This is a genomic window from Kitasatospora sp. NPDC127121 (assembly GCF_042677305.1).
Classification (GTDB): Bacteria; Actinomycetota; Actinomycetes; order Streptomycetales; family Streptomycetaceae; genus Kitasatospora.
In genome coordinates, this window is sequence record NZ_JBHXTQ010000005.1 from 38,669 (window position 1) to 62,542 (window position 23,874).

General features: G+C 73.1%; 23 protein-coding genes and 1 pseudogene. 6 read left to right on the plus strand and 18 right to left on the minus strand.

All coding sequences use genetic code 11. From position 1 onward, the window contains the following. The first annotated feature begins 53 nt into the window (after positions 1 to 53). Both ACFVHI_RS05005 and ACFVHI_RS05010 read left to right on the plus strand, forming a co-directional pair. Positions 54 to 1,583 (plus strand): hypothetical protein, encoded by a 1,530-nt coding sequence (locus tag ACFVHI_RS05005; protein ID WP_380335845.1) that lies wholly within the window; start codon positions 54 to 56, stop codon positions 1,581 to 1,583. Between the two features lie 207 nt (positions 1,584 to 1,790). Then, complete coding sequence (locus ACFVHI_RS05010) at positions 1,791 to 3,356, plus strand: alpha/beta hydrolase (protein WP_380335848.1); 1,566 nt, start codon at positions 1,791 to 1,793, stop codon at positions 3,354 to 3,356. Between the two features lie 90 nt (positions 3,357 to 3,446). Here the strand turns inward: ACFVHI_RS05010 and ACFVHI_RS05015 are convergent, their stop codons facing one another. Further along, complete coding sequence (locus ACFVHI_RS05015; RefSeq protein WP_380335850.1) at positions 3,447 to 4,415, minus strand: helix-turn-helix transcriptional regulator; 969 nt, start codon at positions 4,413 to 4,415, stop codon at positions 3,447 to 3,449. A gap of 420 nt (positions 4,416 to 4,835) precedes the next feature. Between ACFVHI_RS05015 and ACFVHI_RS05020 the strand changes: the two genes are divergently transcribed. Both ACFVHI_RS05020 and ACFVHI_RS05025 read left to right on the plus strand, forming a co-directional pair. Next, entirely contained in the window at positions 4,836 to 6,155 is a 1,320-nt protein-coding gene (locus ACFVHI_RS05020) for a thioester domain-containing protein (RefSeq protein WP_380335853.1), read from the plus strand. Positions 6,156 to 6,245: 90 nt separating this feature from the next. Beyond that, positions 6,246 to 7,007, plus strand: a complete 762-nt coding sequence (locus tag ACFVHI_RS05025; RefSeq protein WP_063349791.1) for a serine hydrolase — start codon at positions 6,246 to 6,248, stop codon at positions 7,005 to 7,007. Between the two features lie 75 nt (positions 7,008 to 7,082). Here ACFVHI_RS05025 and ACFVHI_RS05030 read toward each other — a convergent pair whose 3' ends face one another. From ACFVHI_RS05030 to ACFVHI_RS05055, 6 genes are all read right to left on the minus strand, one after another. Beyond that, complete coding sequence (locus ACFVHI_RS05030) at positions 7,083 to 8,216, minus strand: FAD-dependent monooxygenase (RefSeq protein WP_380335856.1); 1,134 nt, start codon at positions 8,214 to 8,216, stop codon at positions 7,083 to 7,085. 39 nt (positions 8,217 to 8,255) lie between these two features. Further along, positions 8,256 to 8,858: an ATP/GTP-binding protein gene (locus ACFVHI_RS05035; protein ID WP_363366746.1), complete on the minus strand. Its 603-nt coding sequence runs from the start codon at positions 8,856 to 8,858 to the stop codon at positions 8,256 to 8,258. A 3-nt stretch (positions 8,859 to 8,861) separates the two neighbouring features. Further along, a complete protein-coding gene (locus ACFVHI_RS05040) occupies positions 8,862 to 9,338 on the minus strand; it encodes a DUF742 domain-containing protein (RefSeq protein WP_380335859.1) in 477 nt (158 codons plus the stop codon). A 5-nt stretch (positions 9,339 to 9,343) separates the two neighbouring features. Continuing rightward, positions 9,344 to 9,799: a roadblock/LC7 domain-containing protein gene (locus ACFVHI_RS05045; RefSeq protein ID WP_063349794.1), complete on the minus strand. Its 456-nt coding sequence runs from the start codon at positions 9,797 to 9,799 to the stop codon at positions 9,344 to 9,346. Beyond that, positions 9,796 to 12,936 (minus strand): nitrate- and nitrite sensing domain-containing protein, encoded by a 3,141-nt coding sequence (locus ACFVHI_RS05050; protein ID WP_380335862.1) that lies wholly within the window; start codon positions 12,934 to 12,936, stop codon positions 9,796 to 9,798. The genes ACFVHI_RS05045 and ACFVHI_RS05050 overlap by 4 nt, the downstream gene beginning before the upstream one ends. Positions 12,937 to 13,165: 229 nt before the next feature. Next, the gene (locus ACFVHI_RS05055; protein ID WP_380335865.1) at positions 13,166 to 13,858 is read right to left on the minus strand and encodes a FadR/GntR family transcriptional regulator; all 693 of its coding nucleotides are present in this window, start codon (positions 13,856 to 13,858) and stop codon (positions 13,166 to 13,168) included. A 181-nt stretch (positions 13,859 to 14,039) separates the two neighbouring features. On the opposite strand from ACFVHI_RS05055, the gene ACFVHI_RS05060 reads away from it, so the two are divergent. Then, positions 14,040 to 15,746, plus strand: a complete 1,707-nt coding sequence (locus ACFVHI_RS05060; protein ID WP_380335868.1) for a 2-isopropylmalate synthase — start codon at positions 14,040 to 14,042, stop codon at positions 15,744 to 15,746. Positions 15,747 to 15,862: 116 nt separating this feature from the next. Here the strand turns inward: ACFVHI_RS05060 and ACFVHI_RS05065 are convergent, their stop codons facing one another. The 11 genes and pseudogenes from ACFVHI_RS05065 to ACFVHI_RS05115 all read right to left on the minus strand — a co-directional run bounded on the left by ACFVHI_RS05065 (position 15,863) and on the right by ACFVHI_RS05115 (position 22,170). Next, positions 15,863 to 16,642, minus strand: a complete 780-nt coding sequence (locus tag ACFVHI_RS05065) for a VOC family protein (protein ID WP_380335871.1) — start codon at positions 16,640 to 16,642, stop codon at positions 15,863 to 15,865. Positions 16,643 to 16,759: 117 nt separating this feature from the next. Next, positions 16,760 to 17,200, minus strand: coding sequence for a hypothetical protein (locus tag ACFVHI_RS05070; protein ID WP_380335874.1), 441 nt, complete (start codon positions 17,198 to 17,200; stop codon positions 16,760 to 16,762). Between the two features lie 79 nt (positions 17,201 to 17,279). Beyond that, positions 17,280 to 17,519 carry a hypothetical protein gene (locus ACFVHI_RS05075; RefSeq protein ID WP_063349800.1) on the minus strand — a complete coding sequence of 80 codons (240 nt, stop codon included), beginning with the start codon at positions 17,517 to 17,519 and terminating at the stop codon, positions 17,280 to 17,282. Positions 17,520 to 17,649: 130 nt separating this feature from the next. Beyond that, the gene (locus ACFVHI_RS05080; protein WP_380336055.1) at positions 17,650 to 18,207 is read right to left on the minus strand and encodes a DUF5753 domain-containing protein; all 558 of its coding nucleotides are present in this window, start codon (positions 18,205 to 18,207) and stop codon (positions 17,650 to 17,652) included. Positions 18,208 to 18,291: 84 nt separating this feature from the next. Beyond that, positions 18,292 to 18,498 (minus strand): annotated as a pseudogene (locus ACFVHI_RS05085) (helix-turn-helix domain-containing protein); the annotation flags it as partial. A gap of 31 nt (positions 18,499 to 18,529) precedes the next feature. Beyond that, a complete protein-coding gene (locus ACFVHI_RS05090; protein ID WP_380335877.1) occupies positions 18,530 to 19,054 on the minus strand; it encodes a DUF6879 family protein in 525 nt (174 codons plus the stop codon). After that, positions 19,035 to 19,268 carry a hypothetical protein gene (locus ACFVHI_RS05095; RefSeq protein WP_063349803.1) on the minus strand — a complete coding sequence of 78 codons (234 nt, stop codon included), beginning with the start codon at positions 19,266 to 19,268 and terminating at the stop codon, positions 19,035 to 19,037. Before ACFVHI_RS05095 ends, ACFVHI_RS05090 begins: the two co-directional genes overlap by 20 nt. Positions 19,269 to 19,373: 105 nt before the next feature. Then, positions 19,374 to 20,540 carry an epoxide hydrolase family protein gene (locus ACFVHI_RS05100; RefSeq protein WP_380335880.1) on the minus strand — a complete coding sequence of 389 codons (1,167 nt, stop codon included), beginning with the start codon at positions 20,538 to 20,540 and terminating at the stop codon, positions 19,374 to 19,376. Between the two features lie 29 nt (positions 20,541 to 20,569). Next, complete coding sequence (locus ACFVHI_RS05105; RefSeq protein WP_380335882.1) at positions 20,570 to 21,157, minus strand: TetR/AcrR family transcriptional regulator; 588 nt, start codon at positions 21,155 to 21,157, stop codon at positions 20,570 to 20,572. A gap of 106 nt (positions 21,158 to 21,263) precedes the next feature. Next, a complete protein-coding gene (locus ACFVHI_RS05110; RefSeq protein ID WP_063349805.1) occupies positions 21,264 to 21,701 on the minus strand; it encodes a GNAT family N-acetyltransferase in 438 nt (145 codons plus the stop codon). An 82-nt stretch (positions 21,702 to 21,783) separates the two neighbouring features. Further along, positions 21,784 to 22,170: a nuclear transport factor 2 family protein gene (locus ACFVHI_RS05115; protein ID WP_063349806.1), complete on the minus strand. Its 387-nt coding sequence runs from the start codon at positions 22,168 to 22,170 to the stop codon at positions 21,784 to 21,786. Between the two features lie 192 nt (positions 22,171 to 22,362). Here ACFVHI_RS05115 and ACFVHI_RS05120 point away from each other — a divergent pair, with 192 nt between their 5' ends. Beyond that, positions 22,363 to 23,607 (plus strand): hypothetical protein, encoded by a 1,245-nt coding sequence (locus ACFVHI_RS05120; protein WP_380335886.1) that lies wholly within the window; start codon positions 22,363 to 22,365, stop codon positions 23,605 to 23,607. The last annotated feature ends 267 nt before the right edge of the window (positions 23,608 to 23,874 follow it).

Genomic DNA, 23,874 nt, shown 5'->3' on the forward strand with positions numbered 1-23,874 from the left:
CTTGCTTGGCCTGTCTTCGACAAACTTATTCCCCGTCAGTAACATGACGCCGCGTGTTCAAAAGCTCCATAGGCAGGGCCCTCGGCCCCGCCCTCCTCACCCTCGCCCTCGCCGGGGTCGCCGCCTGCGGGCCGACCACCTCCGGCACTCCGCAGGCCGCCGCCGGCACCACCGAAGCGGCCGTCACCACCGGCACGACCACGACCACGACCACGACCACGGCCGCCGCCGGCGGCCAGGCCCCGACGGCCCCGGCCGCCGGCACCCCGCGCGCCCGGGCCGCCGCCGCCCCGACCACCGCGGCCGCCACCGCACGGCCGACCGGTGCCGCCGGTGCGCCGGTCACCGCCGCCCCGGCCGGCGACCGGCAGGCCGCCGTCGCCGCCCCCGCCAAAGACGGCGGCGCGGCCACCCCCGCCGGGCAGAACCTCCAGCTCACCGCTTACGACCCGGCGGGCGGCACGGCCGTCCTCTCGGCGCCACCGGCAGCCGGGCCCACCGCGACCGCCGGCGCGACGCCGACCCCCGCCCCCGCCGTCCAGCCCGGGCAGCTCATCGCCAGCCCGCCCACCGCCGCCGCGCCCCAGGGTGCGCTGGTCGCCGTCACCGGCGTCCGCCCCGGCGTGGGCGCCAGCCTCAACCTGACCACCCGCCCCGCCACCCTCGCCGAACTCCTCGGCGGCACCGAGGCCGACGGCCAGGTGCCCGTCGACCCGCACGGCATCACCGTCACCCCGCTGGTCAAGGACCTCAAGGCCGTCGTCGGTGCGGACGGCGGCGGCGTGAAGGCCGACGCCTCCGGCACCCTGGAGGTCGACGTCAAGGCCCCCGTCCCGCTGCCCGACGGCGCGAGCGTGGACGCCTCCGGCTCCCTCCAGCTGCACCCGGCCGTCCACTTCGCCTACCACGGCGCCGCCGCCGGCAGCCCGCGCACGGCCTCCATCGGCTTCGACCTCGGCGCCCACGCCCAGTGGAAGGTCACCGGCGACGTCGCGCGCAGCACCGGCGCCGCGCCCGTCCGGCTGCCCTTCGCCACGTTGCAGGCCAGCCCGGTTCTCACCGTCGCCGGACTGCCCGTCGTGGTCAACCTGAAGCTCACCTGCTACCTGGAGGTTAGCGCCGACGGCCAGGTCCACCTGGAGGCCGAACAGGAGGCCACCGGCACCTGGGCCGTCCGCGCCGACTACACCGGCGGCAAGGGCTGGACCCCGACCACCGACGCCGACACCAAGGTCTCCCCGATCCGGGTGCGCCTCACCGGCAAGGCCGGCGTGCGGGCCGCGCTCGGCGCCGAGGTCTCCGTCGGCCTCTACGACACCGTCGGCGTCCAGACCACCGTCGCCCCCTACCTGCGGGCCCAGGCCGAGGGCTCGCTGACCGCCGACTCCTCCGGCAACCCGCCGCAGGCCCAAGGGAGTTGGTCGCTGGTCGGCGGCGTCGACCTGACCGGCTCGCTGCTCGCCCACCTCAAGGTCTTCGGCACCCCGGTCATTGAGGGCACGTACCCGCTGCCGCCGTTCCACCGCGAATGGCCCCTGGCGGCGGGCTCCGCGGCCCTGCCGTCCCCGCGCCCGAGCAGCTGACCCGGGCACGCCCCGGGCTCGGGGTCCGGTTACTGCTCGGGCGGTACGCCGGGCAGCGGGGCTACTGCTCCTGACGTACTTCTGACGTACCGGCAGTTCGTGTCCCAGGGCGATGATCCGGTGCCGGGTGCGCTGGAAGGCTGACGCGCAGGAAGTCGGCCTGACCGACTTCCTGCGCATCCGCACCCATCACCGCCAGGAGACCGCATGACCACCCCCAAGGCCCTGCGCCGCGTCGCGGCCGCGGGCCTCGCCCTGACCGCCTGCCTCGCCACGGCGCCCGCCGCCACGGCCGCCGCCGAGCGCGACGACGGCCCCGCGAGCGCCGCAGCCGGACTCGACCGCTACCACCACCAGCGCCTCGACTGGCGCAGCTGCGTCCTGGGACCCGACGACGAGGTGGGCCGCGGCCTGGAGAGCGCGGGCGCGCGCTGCGCGGACGTGACCGTGCCGCTCGACTACAGCGACCCCCGGGGGCGGACCGTCACCGTCGCGATCTCCCGGCTCAAGGCCACCGACACCCGGCACCGGATCGGCTCCCTCCTGCTCAACTTCGGCGGCCCCGGCGGGCCGGGCCTCGCCAACTCCGTCCTGGTGCGCGGGGCGATGAAGGAGACCGGCGCCCGCTACGACGTGATCGGCATGGACCCGCGCTTCGTCGGCCGCAGCACCCCGCTGGACTGCGGCCTGCCCGCCGCCCCCGGTCTGCCCTCGGCCGGCCCCGACCGGGCGGGCTTCGACAGCCAGACGGCGCGGGCCAAGAGCGTGGCCGACAAGTGCCGGGCCACCAACGGCTCGGTGCTGCCGTTCGTCACGACCCGCAACACGGCCCGCGACCTGGACGTCGTCCGGGCCGTGCTCGGCGAGCGGAGGATCTCCTACCTCGGCTACTCGTACGGCACCTACCTGGGCACGGCCTACACCCAGCTGTTCCCCGGCCGCTACGACCGGGTGGTCCTCGACGGGGCGATCGACCCGCGCAGCTACAACCCCCGGCTGATGCGGGGCACCGAGAACGAGCACGAGCGGGCGCTCGACAGTTGGGCCGACTGGGCGGCCGCGCACCACGCCGACTACGGCCTCGGCGACACCCGCGCGCAGGTGCGCGCCACGATCGACCGCGTCGTCGCGGCGGCCGAGCGGGAGCCGCTCACCGTCGGCACCGCCCCCGACGTCTTCCGGCTCGACGGCAGCCAGGTGCCCGCCCTGCTGTTCGCCGGGCTCGCGAGCGACCTCGACCCGGCGCGGGCGGGCCTCGCCGAGCAGCTGTCCGTCCTGGCCAAGGCCGCCGACGGGCAGCCCACCCGGGTGTCGCCCGGCTTCGCCGCCTTCCTGCGGGAGGCGTTCACCAGCGCGGGTTCGGCCACCGGCAGCGTGCAGACCGCCATCCTGTGCGCGGACGTGGCCGCCCCGCGCGACCCCGAGCAGTACTGGCGCGACATCGAACGCGGCCGCGCCGCCCACCCGCTGTTCAGCCCGATGACCGAGAACATCACCCCGTGCGCGTTCTGGGACGCGCCGCGCGAGGAGCCGACCCAGGTCCGGCGCGACACCGCGGCCCTGCTCGTGGCCGCCAGCGGCGACCCGCGCACCCCGTATCGGGGCAGCGTCGCCCTGCACGGCATGCTGCCCAGCTCCCGGCTGGTCACCCTCGACGGAGCCTTCCAGCACGCCGGCTTCGGCGTCTACGGCAACGCCTGCGTCGACGACTCGGTGAACACCTACCTGGCCACCGGCCGCCTCCCGGGCAGGGACCGCACCTGCGCCAAGTAGGCCTCGCGGGCCTTCCGGCCTTCCGGCCTTCCCGGACGGGCCGACGTCCCTGAACGGGACGGAGGCACCTGGCCCTTCCCCGCCCGCCGGTCAGATCCAGTTCCGGTCGCGGGCCGCCAGCGCGGCCTGGAACCGGTTCGGCGCACCGAGCCGGCGCATCAGCGCCGCGACGTGGCCGCGGTAGGTGCGCAGCGACATGTCCAGGGCGCGTGCCCCGGCCTCGTCCTTGTCGACGCCGGCCATGGTCCGCAGGACCTCTCGTTCGGTCGGGTTCGGCAGGGTGTCCCCGAGCTCGCAGGACTGTGCCCAGTGGCGCTCGAACTGGGTCAACAGGAGGGCCAGCAGCCCGGGTTGGCGGACGACCAGGGCGCCCCGGGTGATGTCGTGCGGGTCGGTCGCGACCAGGGCGGTCCGCCGGTCGAAGATCACCATCCGGTGCAGCGGCCTGGCGGTGCCGCGCACCTGGGCGCCCTGTTCCGCCAGCTCCCCGGCGAAGCGGCTGATCCGCCGGCAATCGAGCGCGCTGCTGTGCAGGATGGTCCGCATCCGCAGGCCGCGCCGCAGGTACTTCAGGTCGGAGGTCCGGACGGCGTCGAGCGCGGCGGAGATGATCGGCCCCGGATGGGTGGTCAGGCGCTCCTCGCGGGCGAAGAACGACAGCTCGTCGATGCACGCGATCACCTGGTCGATGCCGTCGACGCGCTGCAACTCGCCGGACGGCGCCCGCTGTCCGGCCCGGTGGTCCTCCAGCAGTCCGTCCACCAGGTGACGGGCGGAGACGACCTGCCGGATCTCCTCCTGCAGCCCGTCGAGCCGGCGCCGGGCCAGTCGTTCGACCGCGGCTCCCGGGTCGACGCCGTCGAACACGGGCGGATCGCTCGCGGCGATCGCCAGGCCCAGCTCCCGGAGCCGCAGGACGGCGGCCGCGGCGGTGTCCCGGTCGAGTCCGCAGCCGAGGGCGATCGCGGTGATTCCGATTCCGGGGGAGCGCAGGAGTAGCCGGTAGACCGACTCCTCCCGGGTGCTCACGCCCAGTACTGCCAGTGCGTTGCCTTCCACGCGGGTGCCCTCGGGGTGTCGAAGCGGGGACGGCGGCCCGGGTGGGCCGCCGCAGGAGAGTGATCGTCCATCAGCCGCCGGGGGCTCCCCAGGGACCTCCGCCCCGATCGGAGGGGACCAACGTCCCGGGGCCCGCAGCACGTTGCACGCGGGTCGTGCAGGCAGTTCCGCCGGGAGCGGGCTCTGGCCGGGCCCGGCCGTCGCTAGGTTGGTTCGTGTCCGCAGGGACAAGCCCGACGGGGGACACCGCAGTTGCGGCTGTCGGGTGCAGGACGCCGGGCCGCCGGAGCGGGAGGGGGACTCCGGCGGCCCGGCCGCCCGGGTCCGCACTTCGTCCGGCGGGCCATAGGCCGGGCCTATGGCGCCATAGAGCGGCCACCCCCACCCGGTTCCGGAGCTCACATAGGAGAAGAAGCAGCAGTGAAGTGGACATGTGCGATCCGCGCGGCAGCCGTCGTGCTCTCGACCGGGGTGCTGGCGGTCGGCGGGCTCGCGCCGACGGGGGCGGCCGGATCGGAGGGCGGTTCCGGCGGTGCCTGCGCCGGGGTCGACACCGGTGTGACCGTGACGGGGGAATCCGACGTCATCCAGGGCCGTACCGTCGAGCTGGGCGATGACGAGGGCGACCGGATGTTCGGCGGGCTGTTCGAGATGGTGACCGATAAGGCGGTCCACCTGTCCGGATACTCGCTCGACGCCCGGTCCGAGCTGAAGGACGACGCGGTCTATCGCGAGACCGGCCCGTCCGAGGCGCCCCTGCTGAAGGGCAATCCCGAAGCGGGGAAGGTCAACTGGATCCTGCGCAACGGGTACCCGAGGGCCTCCGCGAGTGAGCTCGGCGCACTGGTCGGCGGCGAGCTCTCCGAGGCGGGGGCGGGCGGCGCGACCCAGGCCGCCATCTGGCGCATCACGAACCACGTCAAGGGGGTCCTCCCGGGAGACCCGGTCGCCACCAGGCTCGTGGACTACCTGGTGTCCCACGCCGAGGACGTCGAGGAGCCCGCCGCCCCGCTCGCCCTCGCCCCCGGTGCCGTGACCGGGGCCGCGGGATCTCCGCTCGGGCCGATCGCGGTCACCTCCACCGGCGGTCCGGTCGGCGCGTCCCTCGGCCCGGCGGCGGGCGCGGTCCTGACCGACCGTGCCGGAAACGTCCGCTCCGACGACTGCGGCTCCCTCACCGAGCCCGCCGCGAACGGCGACGCGCTCTTCGTGACGGCCCCGGCCGGTGCACGGTCGGGCAGCGCGACCGTCTCGGCGACGGCGTCGCTCCCGGCCGTGGCGGGCCGGGCGCTCCTCAGCCCCGGCAGCAAGCCGCTGATCCTCGTGGGCGGTGGTCGGATTCCCGTCGGTGCGAGTGCGCGGGTGAGCTGGACGGCGGCGGACGCCTCGCCCTCGCCCACTGCCACCCCGAGCGCCACCCCGAGCGCCACCCCGAGCGCCTCGGCGAGCGCGAGCGCGAGTCCGGGTACGGGTACGGGCCTCGGCGAGTCCGCCGCGTCGACCGCCTCGGGCAGCCCGAGCCCGAGCCCGACTACGAGCCCGAGCCCGACTACGAGCCCGAGCCCGACTACGAGCCCGAGCCCGACTACGAGCCCGAGTACGGCCCCCGGCGGGCCGCTCGCCTCCACCGGGGCGGGTGACGGCGTCCTGTTCGCCGCCGTGGTCGGCCTCGGGCTGCTGCTGCTGGGCGGTGGAGCGGTGCTGTTCCACGAGCGACGCCGCCGCCGCAACGGCGCCTGAGCGCGGTCGCGGGGAGCGGGACGTCGGAGCCGCCGACTTCCCGTTCCCCGCGCCCGCCCGGTTCGGCCCGATCTCCCCTACTCTTCCTCCATGCTGTCTGTGGTGGTGGCCCCCTGGGCGGGCGAGGCGGAGCCGGTGTTCGTGCGGGCGCCGGACGAACTGCATGATGCCGCGAGCACGATGAAGGTCGCGGTGTTGGCGGCGCTCGCCCGTGGCGGGGTGGATCTCGATGCCGAGGTGCCGGTGGTGAACCGGTTCGAGTCAGTGGTAGGCGGGGAGTTCGGCAACGATCCCGACTGGGACAGCGATCCGCTGCCGTGGGAGCTGCTGGGCACGCATGTGCCGCTGCGGCTGCTCGCCGAGCGGATGATCACGCACTCCTCCAACCTGGCCACCAACCTGTGCCTGGCCCGGGTCGACCGGGCGGCGGTGGCCGAGGCGTGGCGGCGGGCCGGGGCGACGCGCAGCGCGAGCCCGCGCGGGATCGAGGACTACGCGGCGCGCGACGCCGGGGTGCACAACCTGGTGAGCGCGCGGGACTTGGTGCGGCTGCTGCACTCCCTGGGCGGGGAGCCGGAGTTGCTGGCGCTGCTGGAGCGCAACGCGTTCCGGGTGGATCTGGCGGCGGGCCTGCCGCCGGACACCCGGATCGCCTTCAAGAACGGCTGGGTGCCGGGCGCCCGGCACAGCGTGGGCCTGGTCCACCCGCAGGACTGCCCGCCCTACCTGATCGCGGTCTGCTACACCGGCCCGCTGGCCTCGGGTGAGGATCGTACGGACCCGGCGGCCCGGCTGCTGGCCCGGGTCTCGGCGGCGGTGTGGCAGCGGCGGCACGAGCTCGCCGGCGCGTGAGCCGACGCGTGAGCCGGCGCGTGACCCGGCCGCCGGCCTGCTGCACGGGGCTGTGCAGCAGGCCGGACAGGGGCCTCAGTACGGCTGGACGAGGACGTGGGCGGCGCCGGGGATGCCGACCTTGAGGAGTTCGTCCTCCTCCGGGGTGGTGGGCATGCCGGTCTCCTGCTTGAGGATGGCCCGGGAGAGCGCCTGGACCCACATGGCGCGGGGTCGGCGGCGCTCCTCCCAGGTGGCGAGCGCGGCGGGCACGGTCTCGGCGGCGTCCAGGCTCTGGGCGAGGACGAGGGCGTCCTCGACGGCCATCGCGGCGCCCTGGGCGAGGTGCGGGGTGGAGGCGTGGGCGGCGTCGCCGGCGAGTGCGATCCGGCCGACGTGCCAGGGCTCCTCGACGCTGACCTGGGAGATCCGCGAGTAGACCACGGCGGACGGGTCGGTGACCTGGGTGAGGGCCTCGGCGATCGGGCCGCCGAAGCCGGCCAGGCGTTCGGCGAGCTGCTCGTGGGCGTGCCCGGGGTCGGGCCGGAAGTCCTCGGCCTCGGCGAACACCGAGCCCAGGTACATGAGGTCGTCGCTGATCGGGGTGAGCAGCGCCTTGGCCTTGAGGTTGCCGGTGGACATCACCACGCCCTGGACCTCGGGTGAACGCGGCAGGGTGACGCGCCAGTTGGCGAAGCCGGTGTACTCGGGCGCGTACTTCTCCCCGTAGAGGCGCTTGCGCAGCGGGGAGCCGATGCCGTCGAAGCCGACGACGAGGTCGTAGCGGCCGCGGTGCCCGTCGGTGAGGGTGGCGTCGACGCCGTCGGCGTCCTCGGCGAGGTCGGCGATGGTGGTGCCGAAGCGCAGGGTGGCGCCGGCCCGGGTGGCGGCGGTGGCGAGCACCTGGGCGAGGGCGGGGCGGGGGATGCCGTTGTTCGAGGGGGCGTCGCCCATCCGGGGCTGCGGGATCTTGGCGAGGGTGGCGCCGGTCGGGTCGCAGATGGTCAGCACCTCCCATTCGAAGCCGGCGGCGAGGCAGTCGTCGAGGACGCCGATCTCGCGCATCACGTGGAGGGCGTTGGAGGGCTGGATGATGCCGACGCCGAGGGCTTCCAGCTGGTCGCGCAGTTCGGCGACGTCGACGTGGTGGCCGCGCTTGGCGAGGGCGGTGGCGAGGGTGAGCCCGCCGATGCCGCCGCCGTGGACGAGGACGCGCAGGGGTGAGGTCATGGGGTGGCTCCTGGGGAAGGGAGGTGGTTCAGCCGACGTTCAGCCGACGGGGGCGGCGGAGAGGTCCATCAGGTGGTCGACCAGGGCGAGCAGCAGGTCGCGTCCGAAGGCGCGTTCGCGGACGTCGCCGAGGAGCATCGGCACCTGCGGGTCCAGGTCGAGGGCGGCCCGGATCTCGTCGGGGGTGCGGGTGTTGTGGCTGTGGAAGCAGTTGATGGCGACGACGAAGGGGATGCCCCGGCTCTCGAAGAAGTCGATGGAGGCGAAGCTGGTGTCGAGCCGGCGGGTGTCGGCGATGACGATGCCACCGAGGGCGCCGTTGACGAGGTCGTTCCACATGAACCAGAAGCGTTCCTGCCCGGGGGTGCCGAACAGGTAGACGACGAGGTCCGGGCTGACGGTGATCCGGCCGAAGTCGAGGGCGACGGTGGTGGTGTCCTTCTGGTCGACGCCGGACAGGTCGTCCACGCCGACGCTGGCCCGCGTCAGGTACTCCTCGGTGCGCAGCGGGGTGACCTCGCTGACGGAGCCGACGAGGGTGGTCTTGCCGACGCCGAAGCCGCCCGCGATGAGGATCTTGACGGCGGCCGGCGCGGTGGCGACGCCGGCGTCGGCGGCACTGCTGGGGTGGGGTGTTGCCATGGTTCAGAGTCTCCGGAGTCCTTCGCGAACGGCCGTGAGCAGGCCGAGGTCCACGCCTCCGGCGGCCCGGGCCACCGAGAGCGGTGCCCTGGCCCGCAGCAGGCCCTGGGCGACCAGGTCGCCCAGCAGGATCTTGGTGACCGAGACCGGGAGGTCCAGGCCGGCCGACACCTCGGCGACGGCGGCGGGCCGCCGGCAGTGGTCGAGGATCATCCGGTGCTCGGGCTGGAGGCCGCGGGCACCGGCGCGGCTGCCCCGCGCCAGGGCCCGGTCGGCCTCGTCCTCGACGGTGGTGAGCACGGTGATCAGGGTGAGGTCGTCGCGCTCGGGGGCGGTGCGGCCGCGGGTGATGGTGTACGGGCGCACCATGGCGCCCGACTCGTCCTCGGCGTCCTCGTCCGTCAGTTCGCTCCAGTGCGGGACCCCGCCGCGCTGCCCGTTCCCGTTCCCGCTACCGCTCCCGTTTCCGTACGGGCCCACCGGTGTCAGCTCCGGTTCCGGGCGGCGAAGGCGTCGAAGCCGGCGGGGGAGGCGGCGCCGGCCTCGGCCCGCACCGGGGTGGTCATCTTCTGGCCGACCTGCTGCACCAGGGTGTGCATGGCGACCGACATGACCTCGGCGTCGACCTCCTGGGAGGCGACGACGGCCAGGTGGGTGCCCTGGGCGGCGGCGATGATGAACAGCCAGCACTCGGCGAGTTCGACGATCACCTGGTGGACGGCCCCGCCGTCGAAGAGCTGGCCGACGCCGCGGGCCAGGCTCTGCTGGCCGGTGGCGACGGCGGCGAGGCGCTCGGCGTCGGCCCGTTCGATGGTGCGGGAGTGGCTGACGACCAGGCCGTCGTCGGAGAGCAGGACGGCGTTCCTGGTCCCGGGCACCGAGTCGACGAGTCCGTCCAGCAGCCAGTCCAGGTCCTGGTGGGTGGCGATCGTTCGGTTCATGACTGGTCATCCGTTCGTGTGGTTCGGGGGTCCGCGGCCGGCAGGGCCCAGGGGGAGGGGCCGGACGCGGGCGTCGGGGAGCCGGCGGGGGCGGTGGGGGGAGCCGGTGGGGTCACGGCCCCGGGCAGCGGGTGCTCGCCGCTGTCCTGGGCGCGGGCGGCACGGGACTGGCGCTGGAAGGCGCCGATCGTCGCACCGGAGCGCTTCGCCGGGCGCTGGAAGGGGCCGCCGGCGGGCTCGGTGCCCTGGGCGGCGGATTCGGCGCGGGGCCCGGCGGCGGGCTCGGCCCACTGCGGGCGGGGCGCCGGCGGGACGCGCAGTTCGGCGGCCAGGCTGGCCTGCCGGACGCGCTGGGGCAGCGGGGGCTGCTCGGTCTCGGTGGGGCTGAGCGGCACCGCGGAGGCGTACTCGCGGCGCTGACGCCGTTCGGCCAGCCGGTAGTGGTCGGCCGGGCGGTACTGCTCGTCGGCGTACGGGGCCTCGGCGTCGGTGACCCGGGCGTAGGCGATGTCCGGGTAGGCGGGCACGTCGTGCGAGGGCCGCTGGTCGGCCGGGGCGTCGGGGGCCGGGGAGCTGTGCTCGATCGGCTGCTCGGCGTACGGGGCGGCGTACGGGGTGGGGAACGGCGCGGGCTCGGCGGCGGGCGCGGCCTCGGGCTGGACGTACTCGACGTGGCCGAAGGCCTGGACGGGGGCGGTCAGCGGGTCGTGCGGGAACTGCTGGGTCTGCGGGAGCTGCTGGGTCTGCCCGAGCGGTTCGACGTGCCCGACCGGTTCGACGTACCCGAGCGGTTCGGCGTACCCGGGCTGCTCCACGTGCTGGACCTGCCCGAAGGCCTCGACCTGCCCGAACGCCTCCACCGGCGGGAAGGACTCCACCGGCGGGAAGGAGTCGGCCGCGGCGAAGGTCTCCACGGGCGGGAGGGGCTCCGCCGGCGCGAAGGACTCTCCCGGCGGGAAGGAGTCCACGGGCGCGACCGGCGGCCCCGCCGGCGCCGGCGCCGGGGCCTCGTTGGAGGCGGTGAGCAGCGCCTTGCGGGAGCGCCGCACGAGCGGGATCGGTTCGACGGGGGCGTCGTCGGGCAGTCCGGCGTCGCCGTCGATGACGAGCTCGTCGGGGACGAGCACGACGACCCGGGTGCCGCCGAAGGCCGACGGCCGGAACTCGATCTTGAGTCCGTGGTGCGCGGCCAGCCGGGCGATGACGTAGAAGCCGAGGCGGACGTCGTCCGCCCGGGCGAGCACGTCGGTGCGGGGCGGGCGGCTCATCAGTTCGTTGGCGGCGTCGTACTGCTCGGGGTCCATGCCGAGGCCGCGGTCCTCGATCTCGACGGCGAGTCCGCGGCCGACCATGGCGGCCCGGACCTCGACCGGGGTGGGCGGCTTGGAGAAGGTGGTGGCGTTCTCCATCAGCTCGGCGAGCACGTGCGCGACCGGTCCGACGGCCCGCTCGGACAGCCACGGGTGGCCCTCGACGTCGATCATGATCCGGCGGTAGTCCTGCACCTCGCCCTGCGCGGCGCGCAGCACGTCCAGCAGCGGGACGGGCTTGCGCCAGCGCCGCTGCGGCTGGCCGCCGGCCATGATGACGAGGTTCTCCTCGTAGCGGCGCAGGCGGGCGGTGAGGTGGTCGAGGTCGAACAGGCCCTCCAGGACCTCCGGGTCCTCGTGCTTGCGCTCCAGCTCGTCGAGCTTGCGCAGCTGGCGGCCGATCAGCAGCTGGGTGCGGCGGGCGATGCGCTGGAGCAGCCGCTCGAAGCCGCGGTGCTGTTCGGCCTGCTTGACGGCGGCCTCGACGGCGGAGGCGCGGGCCAGGTTGAGGGCCTGGCCGAGGCGGGCGAGCTCGTCGGTGCCGTTGCCGTGCGGGCCGGCGGTGATGGTGCGGGAGTCGGTCTCGACGTCGACCTGCTCGCCGCGGCCGAGGCGTTCGACGACCTCGGGGAGGGTGCGCTCCATCTCCTCGGCCTGGGTCTGGAGCTCCTTGATGCGCCGGCGCAGCGAGCGGCTGAGCCGCCAGGAGGCGATGATCACCGCGACGACGGTGATCAGGCCGACGACGGTGGTCAGGACGACCGTGGTGAGGAGGGAGAGGATGGTGCCCTTGCCGACGTCGACGATGCCGCTGGTGCGGGTCTCGATGACCTTGACCAGCTGCGGGTTGAGCTGGTCGAGGGCCTGGCGCCACTGGTCCTGGGCGGCGGGGAGTCTGACGGTGCCGTTGGCCTCGGCCGCGGTGGGCTTGGTGAGCGACTGCTCGACGGCGGCCTTGGCCTGCCAGGCGGGGCTGTTCATCAGGTCGTGCCAGGCGGCGGACTCGCCGTCCGGGATGTACGGGACGACCTGGACGGCGAAGAGGTGCTCCTGCGCCCCGACGGACTGCTGGACCTGCTGGTAGTCGGTGACGGTGAGCCGCCCGGTGGGCCAGCCGCGGGCGAGGATGGCGTCCTCGCGGGCGAGCATCTCCTTGGCCCAGAAGGCGTTCACCAGGGTCTTGGAGATCCAGGTGACCTCGCCGGTGTCGACGTGGCTGAGTGCGGTGAACAGCCGCAGGTCGACGGCGATCAGGTCGGTGTAGTACGTGTAGAGGGTCTGCTGGTCGATCGAGCCGTGGTCGACGGCGGCGCGCTGTTCGGCGAGCTTGCCCATCGCCTGGCGGGCCTCGGTGACGGCGGTGCGGACCTCTTCGGGGGCGCTGTCGGCGGTCTCGCCGGAGAGGACCTGGAACTGGCGGACCGCGTCGTCGGTCTGCTGGCGCTGGCGGCGCAGCTGGTCGGTGTTGCCGCCGGGCCGGGCGAGCGCCTCGGCGCTGAGCCGGCGTTCTTCCTGGAGGCTGTAGTAGACGATGTTGGACGGCTGGCCGGCCTTCTGGGCGAGCAGGCCCTGGGCGGCCTGGCGCTGGAAGGCGAAGACGGTCTCGCCGCTGGTGACCGCCCACAGGGCGGCCAGGGCGATGCTGGGGACGACGGCGAGGACGAGCAGCGCCGTCCGCAGTGACAGGCGCGGACGCCTGCGGGGGGCCTTCGGCGTCGGGGGCCGCCGATTCGCACGCGCGCGCAGAGCAGTCTCCTTGGGGATGGCGGCCGGCCTGAGCGGGGCGGGCCGTCCGGGGCACGGGCTTGACGAGGCGATACTAGTCATACCGTGTGATTGGAGTGAAAGTGCGTTCGCCGCCTGGACCGTGGTCACACACGCTCCGGACACAATGTCATCTGACGGTTGATCGTACGTGCTCGAAGCATCCCAGTTCGGAGCGGGTTGACGAGGCGTCGGCCGCCGGAGCGGGCGGCCGGGTGGCCGCTGTGTGAAAACTGTGTGCCCGCGCTCCGGATATCGCCCCCGGCCGCTCCACCCGCCCCGCCTGCCCCGCTCAGTCGGCCAGCAGGCGCGACCGGGTGGCCTCCAGCTCGGCCGCCAGCACCCGCCCGGCCTCCTCGGGGTCGCCCCGGTGCAGCGCCCCGACGAGCTCCGCGTGCGACGCGTAGCCGTGGTTCGGGTCCCCGCTGCGCAGCCCCAGCACCCCCACCAGGGCCACCAGGTGCTCCCTCAGGACGGGCGCGAACTGGGCGAACAGATCGTCCAGCACCGGATTGTGCGCGGCCGCCACCACGGCGGTGTGCAGCGCGATGTCGGCGTCCACGAAGGCCGTGTCGTCCGCGCCGCCCGCCGCCAGCCGGGTGGCCAGTGCCGCGTCCACGGCGGTGAGGTCCGTCTCCGTACGGCGCGCGGCCGCGAGCCGGGCCGCCTGCACCTCGACCATGGTGCGCACCTCGTAGACGTGCGCCAGCTCGGCCCGGCGCAGCCGGGTCGGCCAGTCCAGGGCGGGCCGGTCCGCCGTCACGAACACGCCCGACCCCTGCCGGCTCTGCACCATCCCGGCGCCGGCCAGCGCGCGCAGCGCCTCCCGGACGGTCGAGCGCCCGACGCCCAGTTCCTTCGCCAGGGTCACCTCGCCCGGCAGCTTCCCGCCCACCGGCCAGTGTCCTGCGGTGATCTGCTCCTCCAGGCGTCGGGTGGCCTGGTCGACGAGGGGGGAGCGGTGGAGGGGGCCGAGCGGGGACATTCGCGTTCACCTGTCAGCTTGTCTGAGGACTTGGTTCGTGGTTAGTCTACCCGGCATGCAGCCGTGGAGTCTCCCCCTGGGTGGCCTTCTTCTTGGTGGCCGCAGCGGGGCGTGACCGGACCGGCACCCCGCTGCGGGGCGCCGTCCTGCCGGTCCACCGGTACCTCCGTAAGGACTCATCATGCGATTCCCGACCCTGCGTACCCCCGCCGGCCCCGTCCCGGTCACCGCCCCCGCCTGGAACCCGCAGCGCCCGGGTGCCATGCCCTCCCACCGCTACCGGCCCGCCCACGAGCGCGTGCACGTCCCCGCACTGATGCGGCGCTGGCCCGGCCGGCGGATCGGCCACGCCCCGCTGTGGGTCCCCGTCGACCTGCGCGACGGCAACCAGGCACTGGCCGAACCCATGGACCCGGCACGCAAACAGCGGATGTTCGACCTGCTCCTGGCCATGGGCTTCAAGGAGATCGAGGTCGGCTACCCCTCCGCCAGCCGCACCGACTTCGACTTCGTCCGGCAACTGGCCACCGTGCCCGGCGCGGTGCCCGAGGACGTCACCGTCGTCGTCTTCACGGCGGCGCGCGCCGACCTGATCGACCGCACCTTCGAAGCCGTCGAAGGCCTGCCCCGCGTCGTCGTCCACCTCTACACCGCCACCGCCCCGCTCTGGCGCGAGGTCGTCCTCGGGCGCGACCGGCACGAACTGCGGGCCCTGATCACCGAGGCCGCCACCCACCTGGCACGTCGGGCCGACGGCCGGCCCGGGGTGCGCTTCCAGTTCTCGCCCGAGGTGTTCAACCTGACCGAACCGGACTACGTCCTGGAAGTCTGCAACGGCCTCACCGAACTGTGGGACGCCAGCCCCGACCGGCCCGTCGTCCACAACCTGCCCGCCACCGTCGAGATCGCCACCCCCAACGTCTACGCCGACCAGATCGAGTACCTGCACCGGCACCTGGAGCGCCGCGAGTCGGTGATCCTCTCCGTCCACCCGCACAACGACCGGGGGACGGGCGTCGCCTGCGCCGAACTGGCCGTGCTGGCCGGCGCCCAGCGGGTGGAGGGATGCCTGTTCGGCAACGGCGAGCGGACGGGCAACGTCGACCTGGTCACGCTGGCGCTCAACCTGCACACCCAGGGCGTCGACCCGATGCTCGACTTCTCCGACCTCGACGAGATCCGCCGCACCGTCGAGCACTGCAACCGGCTGCCCGTGCACGAGCGCCACCCCTACGCGGGGGACCTGGTGCACACCGCCTTCTCCGGCACCCACCAGGACGCCATCAAGAAGGGCTTCGCCCACCACGCCAAGGTGGCGGCGGAGTCCGGCGTCCCGGCGCGCGAGGCGCCCTGGTCGGTGCCGTACCTGCCGATCGACCCGGCCGACCTCGGCCGCGACTACGAGGCGGTCATCCGGGTCAACAGCCAGTCCGGCAAGGGCGGCATCGCCTACCTGCTCCAGACCGGGCACGGGCTGGAACTGCCGAGGCGGCTCCAGATCGAGTTCTCCCGGGTCGTGCAGGAGGCCACCGACGACAGCGGGCGGGAGGTGACGGCGGAGGAACTGTACGGGCTCTTCCGCGCGGAGTACCTGGACGCGGCGCCGGACCGGCCGTGGCAGGCCGGCGACGACTGGGCGGAGGTGGACGGCCGGCGCGGCGAGGGCGCCGGGCCGCTCGACGCGGTGGCCGACGCGCTGCGGGTCGACATCCTGCACTTCAGCGAGCACGCCGTCGGGGCGGGTGCTGGTGCTGGTAGCGACGCTGTCGCCTACGTCGAGGCCCGGGTCGGCGGACAGGTGGTGTGGGGCGCCGGGCGGGACGGCTCGGTGCTCACGGCGGGCGTACGGGCGGTGCTCAGCGCCGTCGGCCGCGCGCAGCGGGAGTGACGGCGGGGGTGACGGCCGTCGCGCCGGAGTGACCCGTACGGGCGGGAGTTGTACGGACGGAAGTCGGACGGAGACGGCCCACCGCGACACCGTGCGCGGTGGGCCGTGCCGTCTACCTACATCGGTTTCGGTGTGATCACCGCGAACGGCGCGCCCTGCGGGTCGGTCACCACCGACATCCGGCCCGCCACCATGTCGAACGGCGGGGCGAGGACGGTGCCGCGGTGCTTGACCAGGGCGTCCACGGTGGAGTCGACGTCGTCCACCGCGAAGTACGTCAGCCAGTGCGCGGGCGTGCCGGGCGGGTCGTTGGCGAGCAGCGAGACCCCGCCGACGGCCCGGCCGCCGACCCGCAGCTCCCAGTACTGCTCGGCGCCCTGCGCCGGCTGGACCTCGATGCCGAACGCCTCGCCGTAGAAGGCGGTGGCGCCGGGCACGTCGCTGGTGTGCAGCTCGTTCCAGGTCAGCGCGCCGCTCTCGTTGACGACCCGGGCGCCGAAGAACTCGCCCGGCTGCCAGACGCCGAACACCGCGCCCTGCGGGTCGGCGGCGATCAGCATCCTGCCGAGCTCGCCGACGTCCATCGCCGGGACCAGCAGGGTGCCGCCCGCGCCGACGATCGCGTCCTGGGTGGCCTGGGCGTCGGTGGTGGACAGGTAACTGGTCCACACGGTCGGCGGGGTGGGCATCCCCTCCGGCGCCATCGCCGGGCCGATCCCGGCGGACGGCTTGCCGTTCAGCTCACAGACCGCGTACCCGCCGAACTCGGCCGGGCCGACCTGCCCCTGCCAGCCGAACAGGTCGCGGTAGAAGTCCAGTGCCGCCTGCTGGTCCTGCGCCATCAGATCGACCCAGCACGGGGTGCCGGTCGCGTACGGAGTGGTGACTTCGGGCATTCTCGCTCCTTCAGGTGAGGTCCTGCGTCGGTCACCCTCTCGTCGCGGATCGCGCTCCGCCACTCGACACGCTGTCACGACCCGCCGAGCGGCTGGCGGTTAGCCGGGCGGCGCCGGTCAGCGCCGTCGAAGCGGGCAGGGCGGGGGCGTTTCGGACGTGGGGCCGAACGTCAGGGGGCACGCCACGGCGGCGACCGACCGGAGCTGCTGGCCGGGTGTCCAGTACGTCCACACCACGTCGTGCGGGAACGTGTCGAGGAACGCCAGGGCGTGATCCAGCCGGGTGGACGCGGGGAGGTCGGCCTCCGAGGCGGGGGAGTCGGCGAGCTGCTTGCCCAGCCAGTCGAGCACCTCGGCCGGGTCGTTGGTGGTGAGCCTGATCTGCGCCGCCGACTTGGCGAGCCAGTGCATGACCTCCAACGGCGGTACGGGGCTGGCCCATTCGGGTCGTAAGCCGTTCTGCGGTCCCGGCGGCCGCCGCTCGGCGTCATCGGGCCGCTTGCCGCCCGCCCACACGTAGCAGTGCCAGTGGAGGCCGGGCCTGTTCCAGTGATCCATGCGCGCTCTACCCTGGGTGTGCGGCGGGCCCCGCTCCCAGTTGCGTTGGGAACGGGGCCCACTGGTGCGAGGTGGTACGTCAGGCGGAGGTCGTGAAGCGGTCCGGGTCGATACCGGCGGAGCTCAACTCCACGGTGGTGAAGCGCAGTTCCCGCCCCGGCGCCTTGGTGTCACCCATCACCCACAACCCGCCGGCCACCCCCGGCACCTCCCGCAGGGTCACGCACGACTCCCCGTCGTCACCCCCGCCCTGGTTCCCGCCACACGCCTTGTAGGCGGCGAGTCCGGCCGGGATCTCGATCTCGTACAGGTCGCTCACTGCACTGCCTTCCTGTTCGATGCTGAAGGGAGGCGGCCCCCAACCGGCATTGACCGATGAGGCGCCGTCAGATCGACAGTAGGAAGCCATGAGTGACACGGTCCACGAAGTTGCACTCGGTTGCACCGGTTCACCCGAGGGAGTCGACGGCCCTGGTGATGCACGCGCGTGCTGCCGCACCCCGATCGGCGAGTTTCGCCAGCTCGGCGAACGCCCTGTGGTAGGTGCCGATTTCGCTCGGCGTCGAGATGTTGATTTCCGCCGTCAAGGTCTCCACGGCGACCAGGTCTTCATCGAAGGCGTAGAACGCTTCAAGTGGCCAAACCGAACGACGCACTCCGAAGGGGATGATTCCGAAGGATACGTTCGGCTGTGCCATCACCGACAGGAGGTGACCGAGCTGGCCCGCCATCGCGGCATCGTCGGCCACTCGGTAATACAAGACCGATTCCTCGACCAGAATCGCGAACCGCTGCCCTGCGTTGCGGATGACACTCGATCGCTCGATCCTGGCCTGGACGGCTTGGTCGACGTCGTCAGGTGTCCCCTGGAAGTCCGTGATGGAGCGCAAAAGGCCGGATGCGTATTCGGCGGTTTGCAGCATCCCCGGTACGACATTGGACGCGTAGACGCGGAAGTGTCGGGTTCGCTGGTATAGCGGAACCGTTTTTTCGTGGATCTTCCGCATGCCGTCACGGTGAATCTGCTGCCACTGTATGTACATGGAATCAGCGGAACGCGAGGCGGCTATGAGGTCTGCCGCCTGGTCATCGACGCCACAGGCGGCACACCATGCGCGGATGTCGGCGTCCGATGGTGGAGTCACGCCTCGCGAGATCCGAGATGACTTTGACTTGTGCCATCCACAACGAGCGGCTAGTTCATCCCCTGTGAGCCCGGCGTCCTTCTTCATCGCGTCCAGGCGCGCGGCTAGCGCCGCACGCACGGACTTCGCGCTGGAGAGCGGATTGGAGGACATGAACTAGCCGATCGGGTTTCTGTGCGGGGAGCTAGACGGTGAACTTCTCGTGAGGGATCCCGGACTCCCAGACCGCTTCGAAAGCCGAAGCACACAGCGCTACCATCGCGGCGTCTTCCGTCTGATCCGTGTGGACCCATCGGCCGGCACCATCGAAAATGTTGAACTGAACGAGTCGACCGTCGAAGATCCAGCAGTCATTGCCGGGAAGAGCGATTCCGGACGCGCTGCGTCTGGGGAGCCAGCGGATATCTTCGCCAGCGGCAATGTTGGTGAAAGTGCCGGAGTGCTCGAAGCGGATGTAATCGCTCACCGGTTCCGAGACCACACGGGCGCGGCGAATCGCGATGCCTCGGCCGGTGACTTCCTGTACCAGATCGAGCCAAGGTCGCCACCAGGACTCGCGGTTGTCGGGATCGAGCCTCTTCCCGTGGCGCCACGCGGCGAACCCCTCGGTTTCGCTCTCCACCGAGTACCAGTCTCGCATCTCAAGGTGCAGCGCCGAATGACGTGCGGATTTGATCAGATCGGCGAAGCTAGAGAGCGTCTGTGTCACCAAGGGCCTCCCTGAGAAGTGGAATCATGCGCCGGGGCAGCCGGATGACGGTCTCGTGCTCGGGAATCGGCCCGGCCTTCAGGCACTCGACTTCCGTCGCCTCGTCCGCTTTCCAGCCCTGAATCACCAGCTCTGCCCGTTCCTCGTCCACCCACACGGAGGGACACCCGTGGTCCCCGGACTCGGGGTCCTTGCCGACGAACCGTAGCTTCATAACCGCCTCCGCTGTCGAGTCAGTTGCGCTCAGTTGCAACGACCTTGGGCCCCGCCCGGGTGTGGAGTCAAGGGCGCATCGGGGCGCAGTGGAGGCGGACGCAACTCAGACCTCGCTCCAACCACCCGCCAAGGAGCGGAAGAAGGTCCGGATGTCGGCCACCAGCGACTCGGGCTGTTCCAGGGCGGCGAAGTGGCCGCCGTGGTCGAACTCGGTCCAGTGCACGATGTTGTCGATGCGTTCGGCGAAGGCGCGGACCGGGAGGGTGATGTCGTGGGGGAAGACGGCCATGCCGGTGGGGACGGTGGAGGGGGCGGCCTCGGTCCAGCCGTTGCGGGCCGACTCCTTGTACAGCCGCGCGGAGGAGCCGGCGGTGGCGGTGAGCCAGTACAGCATCACGTTGGTGAGGAGGTGGTCCCGGGGTACGGCGCCTTCGGGAAGGCCGCTGTCGCAGTCCGTCCATTCGCGGAACTTCTCGATGATCCAGGCGAGTTGGCCGACCGGGGAGTCGGTGAGCGCGTAGCCGATGGTGTGCGGGCGGGTCGCTTGGACGGCGGTGTAGCCGGAGGTTTCGGCCTGGTGGCGGGCCCAGGTGTCGAGCCGTTCGCGGTCGAGGGTGTCGAGGACGGCCGGGTCGCCGGTGGGGAAGGTGGGGGAGGTGTTGACGTGCACGCCGATGACCCGGGTGGGGGCGGCGAGGCCGAGTTCGCGGGAGATGCCGGAGCCCCAGTCGCCGCCCTGGGCGCCGTAGCGAGGGTAGCCGAGGCGGTTCATCAGTTCGGCCCAGGCGCGCGCCACGCGCCGGTAGTCCCAGTCGAGTTGGCTGGTCGGCCCGGAGAAGCCGTAGCCCGGGATGGAGGGCGCGACCACGTGGAAGGCGTCGCGCGGGTCGCCGCCGTGGGCGCGGGGGTCGGTGAGCGGGCCCAGGATGTCCAGGAATTCGGCCACCGAGCCGGGCCAGCCGTGCGTGATGATCAGCGGGGTGGCGTCGGGTTCGGGTGAACGGACGTGCAGGAAGTGCACGTTGGCGCCGTCGATGGTGGTGGTGTACTGCGGGAAGGTGTTGAGCCTGGTTTCGTGTTCGCGCCAGTCGTAGCCGGTCCGCCAGTACTCGGCCAGGTCCTGGAGGTAGTGGAGCGGGACGCCGTAGTCCCAGTCGGTGCCGGGCAGCGAGTCGGGCCAGCGGGTGCGGGCGAGGCGGTCGCGCAGGTCGTCGAGCTGGTGCTGTTCGATCGCGATGCGGTAGGGGCGGATGTCGGTTTCGGCGGTCATGGCGGGGCCTTTCAGAGCTCGGGGAGGGGTCAGGTCGTCGGCAGGAGGTGGGCGAGCAGGGCCGTTTCCAGGTCGCGCAGCGGGAAGGCCGGGTCCTCGGCGGCGAGGGTGAGGCCGCCGCGGATGCCGGCGAGGAGGAGCAGGCGGGCGGCAGCGGGGTCGGGGACGCGGCAGGCCGCCAGGGATTCGTCCAGGGCCTGGAGGAGGTCGGCGGAGGCGAGGTCGGCGCCTGCGGCGACCAGGACGGCGCGGGCTTCGGGGTCGGCGAGCAGGGCGGAGACGGCCCGGCTCTCCTCGACCTCCTCGGGGGCTGCGTCCAGGCCGAGCAGGGCGGAGCGGACCAGGAGTCGCAGGGTGTCGGCGGGGCTGTCGGCGGGCTGGGCGGCGAGTGCCGCGCGGGTCCGTTCGCGCCAGCCGTCGGCGATGTCGATCAGCAGGCCGTCCTTGCTGCCGAAGTAGCGGGAGGGCAGTCCGTCGGCGACGCCGGCCCGGGTGGCGACTTGGCGCAGGGTGGTGGCGCGGTAGCCCTGTTCGGCCATGAGCAGGACGGCGGCGCGCCGGATCTTGGCGCGGGTCGCTTCGCGGACGGCCGCCGAGGCCTCAGGCGTGCGGGGCATGGGGGTGTCCCGTTTTTGGTTGAACCATTGTTCAATATAAACACACGGCAAAGGTCCGCGTCACGCCCGGCGCGGGCCCGGGGAGTCGGAGGTGGCAGGGCGGTCGCTAGCCCAGTTCGTAGCGGACGATCTCGTCGGTCACGGTGGTCACGACGAAGCCGGTCTTCGTCAGGACCCTTCCCGAGGCGGGGTTGCCGACGCGGTGCTCGGCGGTGACCCGCGGGGTGCGGTGGTGGGCGAGGAATCGGCGCACCGCTGTGGTGGCGTAGCCGTGGCCCCAGGCGTCCTCGCGCAGGATGTAGCTGAGGCTGCCCGTGTGGCCGGTGATGCGGAGTCGGACGATGCCGATCAGGTCGTCGTGGACGTCGATGCCGAGGACGCGTGCGGTGCGCGGCCGGTGCGCGTCGGCCTCCCGGGCTTCGCGCACGTAGTCGTGGGCCTGGGCGGCGGTCATCTGGCCGAACCACAGGTCGGCGACCGACCGGCCGCTGTAGATCCGGCGGACGGCGTGGGCGTCGGCCGGCCGCAGCCCGCGCAGGTGCACCCTTCCTCCAACTCGTGGCGCTGGCCCGGGGCTTCCGCTCGCCGAGCGGGAAGCCGGCGGGAAGCCCCGGGCCCTTGGCGGCTCAGGCGAAGATGAGGCGGAAGATCTGGTTGTAGACGAAGAAGCCGCCGGGCTGGCCGGGGATCGGCTGCAGGTTGAACGTCTCGGCGAACTGCATCGGCTTGTCGAAGGCGTTGTCGATGACGAGGCCGCCCGTGACGGTGACCAGTACGCCGCCGCCCGGCGCGGGCTGCGCGTCGTTGCTGGACACCGCGTGCTTGACGGTGGCCAGTTCGGGCGTCGTCAGCTTCGCGAGGATGTTCTGCTGCCCCTGGACCTGGGCGTTCTCCCAGGTGAGCATCGACTCGGGCCGGTAGAGGCTGGTGAGGTTGCTGCGCCCCGCGATGCCGGAGTCGAAGGTGTTGTAGTAGTGGGACACGAACGAGTTGGCAATGGCGTTGAAGTCCATGCGCGGAACGTACCAGTCCACTCACAACGGGTGTGTGTCGTTTGACAGATCCGGCCGGGGCTGCTGAGGGGTGGGCCGGGTCGCCTTCCGGGCGACGGGTCCTCGGCGGTGGCTGTGTGGCTGCCGTCCGGGATGCCGCGCGGGGCGTCGCCCGGGTTGCGGCGCAAGCGAACGGTATCGGAGGGTGGTCGTATGGATACTCTTCGCATACAACCCTCGCTGCCCGCCCGTCGGCGGCGTCTCGCGCTCCTCGCGCTCCCCGTGACAGGTGGCCTGCTCGGTGCTGCCCCCGCCTCCACGCCGCAGCAGGTAGCCCCGGTGGACCTGCGGACCGTCGTGACGGCCGCCGCCGCCCATGGGCAGCAGGTGTTCTCGGAGGCCGGCACCTCCTACTTCACGGTGCCCGCCGGGGTGACCGAGGTCCTCGTCCAGGCCTGGGGCGGCGGTGGTGGCGGCGGTGGGGGAGGCGGTGGGGGCGGGGGTGCCGGAGGGGGTGGCGGCGGTGAGGACTCCACCCTCGGGTCGTACGGCGGTGGTGGTGGCGGTGGCGGCGGCGGGGGTGCCGGAGGGGGTGGTGGCGCTGGCGGGGGCAGCGGCTTCTACCTCGCCTGCCGGGTCCAGACGTCCCTCCTGGAGCAACTGCCCCCGTACGGGCAGCTGCCGGGAACCGTCGCGGTACGCGTCGGACGGGGTGGTGGAGGTGGGGCCGCGGGGTCGGGTTCGGGCGGGGGTGGCGGCGGTGCGGACACCGAGAACGGCGGCAGCGGGGGGTCGGGCTCCACCGGTCTCACCGGCGGGGTCGGTGTGGAGGGGTTCAGCAGCGGCGTGTTCTTCGAACTGCCCTACCCGGATGCCGACGGCGAACTCGTGCTGCAGCCCTTCGCCGCGGCGGCCGGCGGTCGGCCCGGCGGCGGCGGACCTGGCGGACCTGGCGGCGGTGGCGGCGGGGGAGGCACCACCGGGCGGTCGAGCGGCCACCCCGGAAGCGGCGGATCCGGCGGCCAGGGCGGACCTGGCAGCGCCGGGGGAGCGCAGAGTCAAGGCTCCGACAGTGTGTGTGAGGGGAAGGCGACCGATGCCGTCATTGGCGCGGACGGTGCGCAAGGGAAGGGCGGTGGGGCGGGCTACTCCGGTAGCGCAGGCAATGACGGAGGCCAGGGGCGGGGCGGCTACGGCGGAAACGGCGGCTACGGCTCCTCCGGCGGAGGTGCGGGCGGTGCGGGCGCGACGCTCTCGGCCGCCACACCCGCCCCGCCGGCCGGAACTGGCACGGGAGGTGCGGGCGGAGCCGGCAGCGGGGGCGGCGGGGGAGGAAAGGGCGGCAACGGTGACGACGTCGTCGTCAACGACAACACCCCCGGCAGCCCGGGCGGAGCCGGCGCCGACGCGACCGGGGGCACGCAGGGGACGCCCGGCTACGTGATCATCAGCTGGTAGCCCGACGGTCGGCCGCCTCGCGACGGGGCGTGGACCACGTGTGGGCCGGGGCTGCGTGAACGCCGCCCCGGCTCGCCCGGTGGGGTCGGGGGTCCGGCAGCCGGCTCTCCACGGGGGCGCCGACGCGTCGTCGTCAGTGGTAGGGAGCCCGCGTGACGGTCGCAGTCGGCGCAGTGGGGGCCACGGTCGCCGAGTGCATTGGCGCCGGGTTCCTCTCCAGCACGGTCTTGTCCCGTGGTTCGGTAGTGACGCGCCAAAACACGGTTC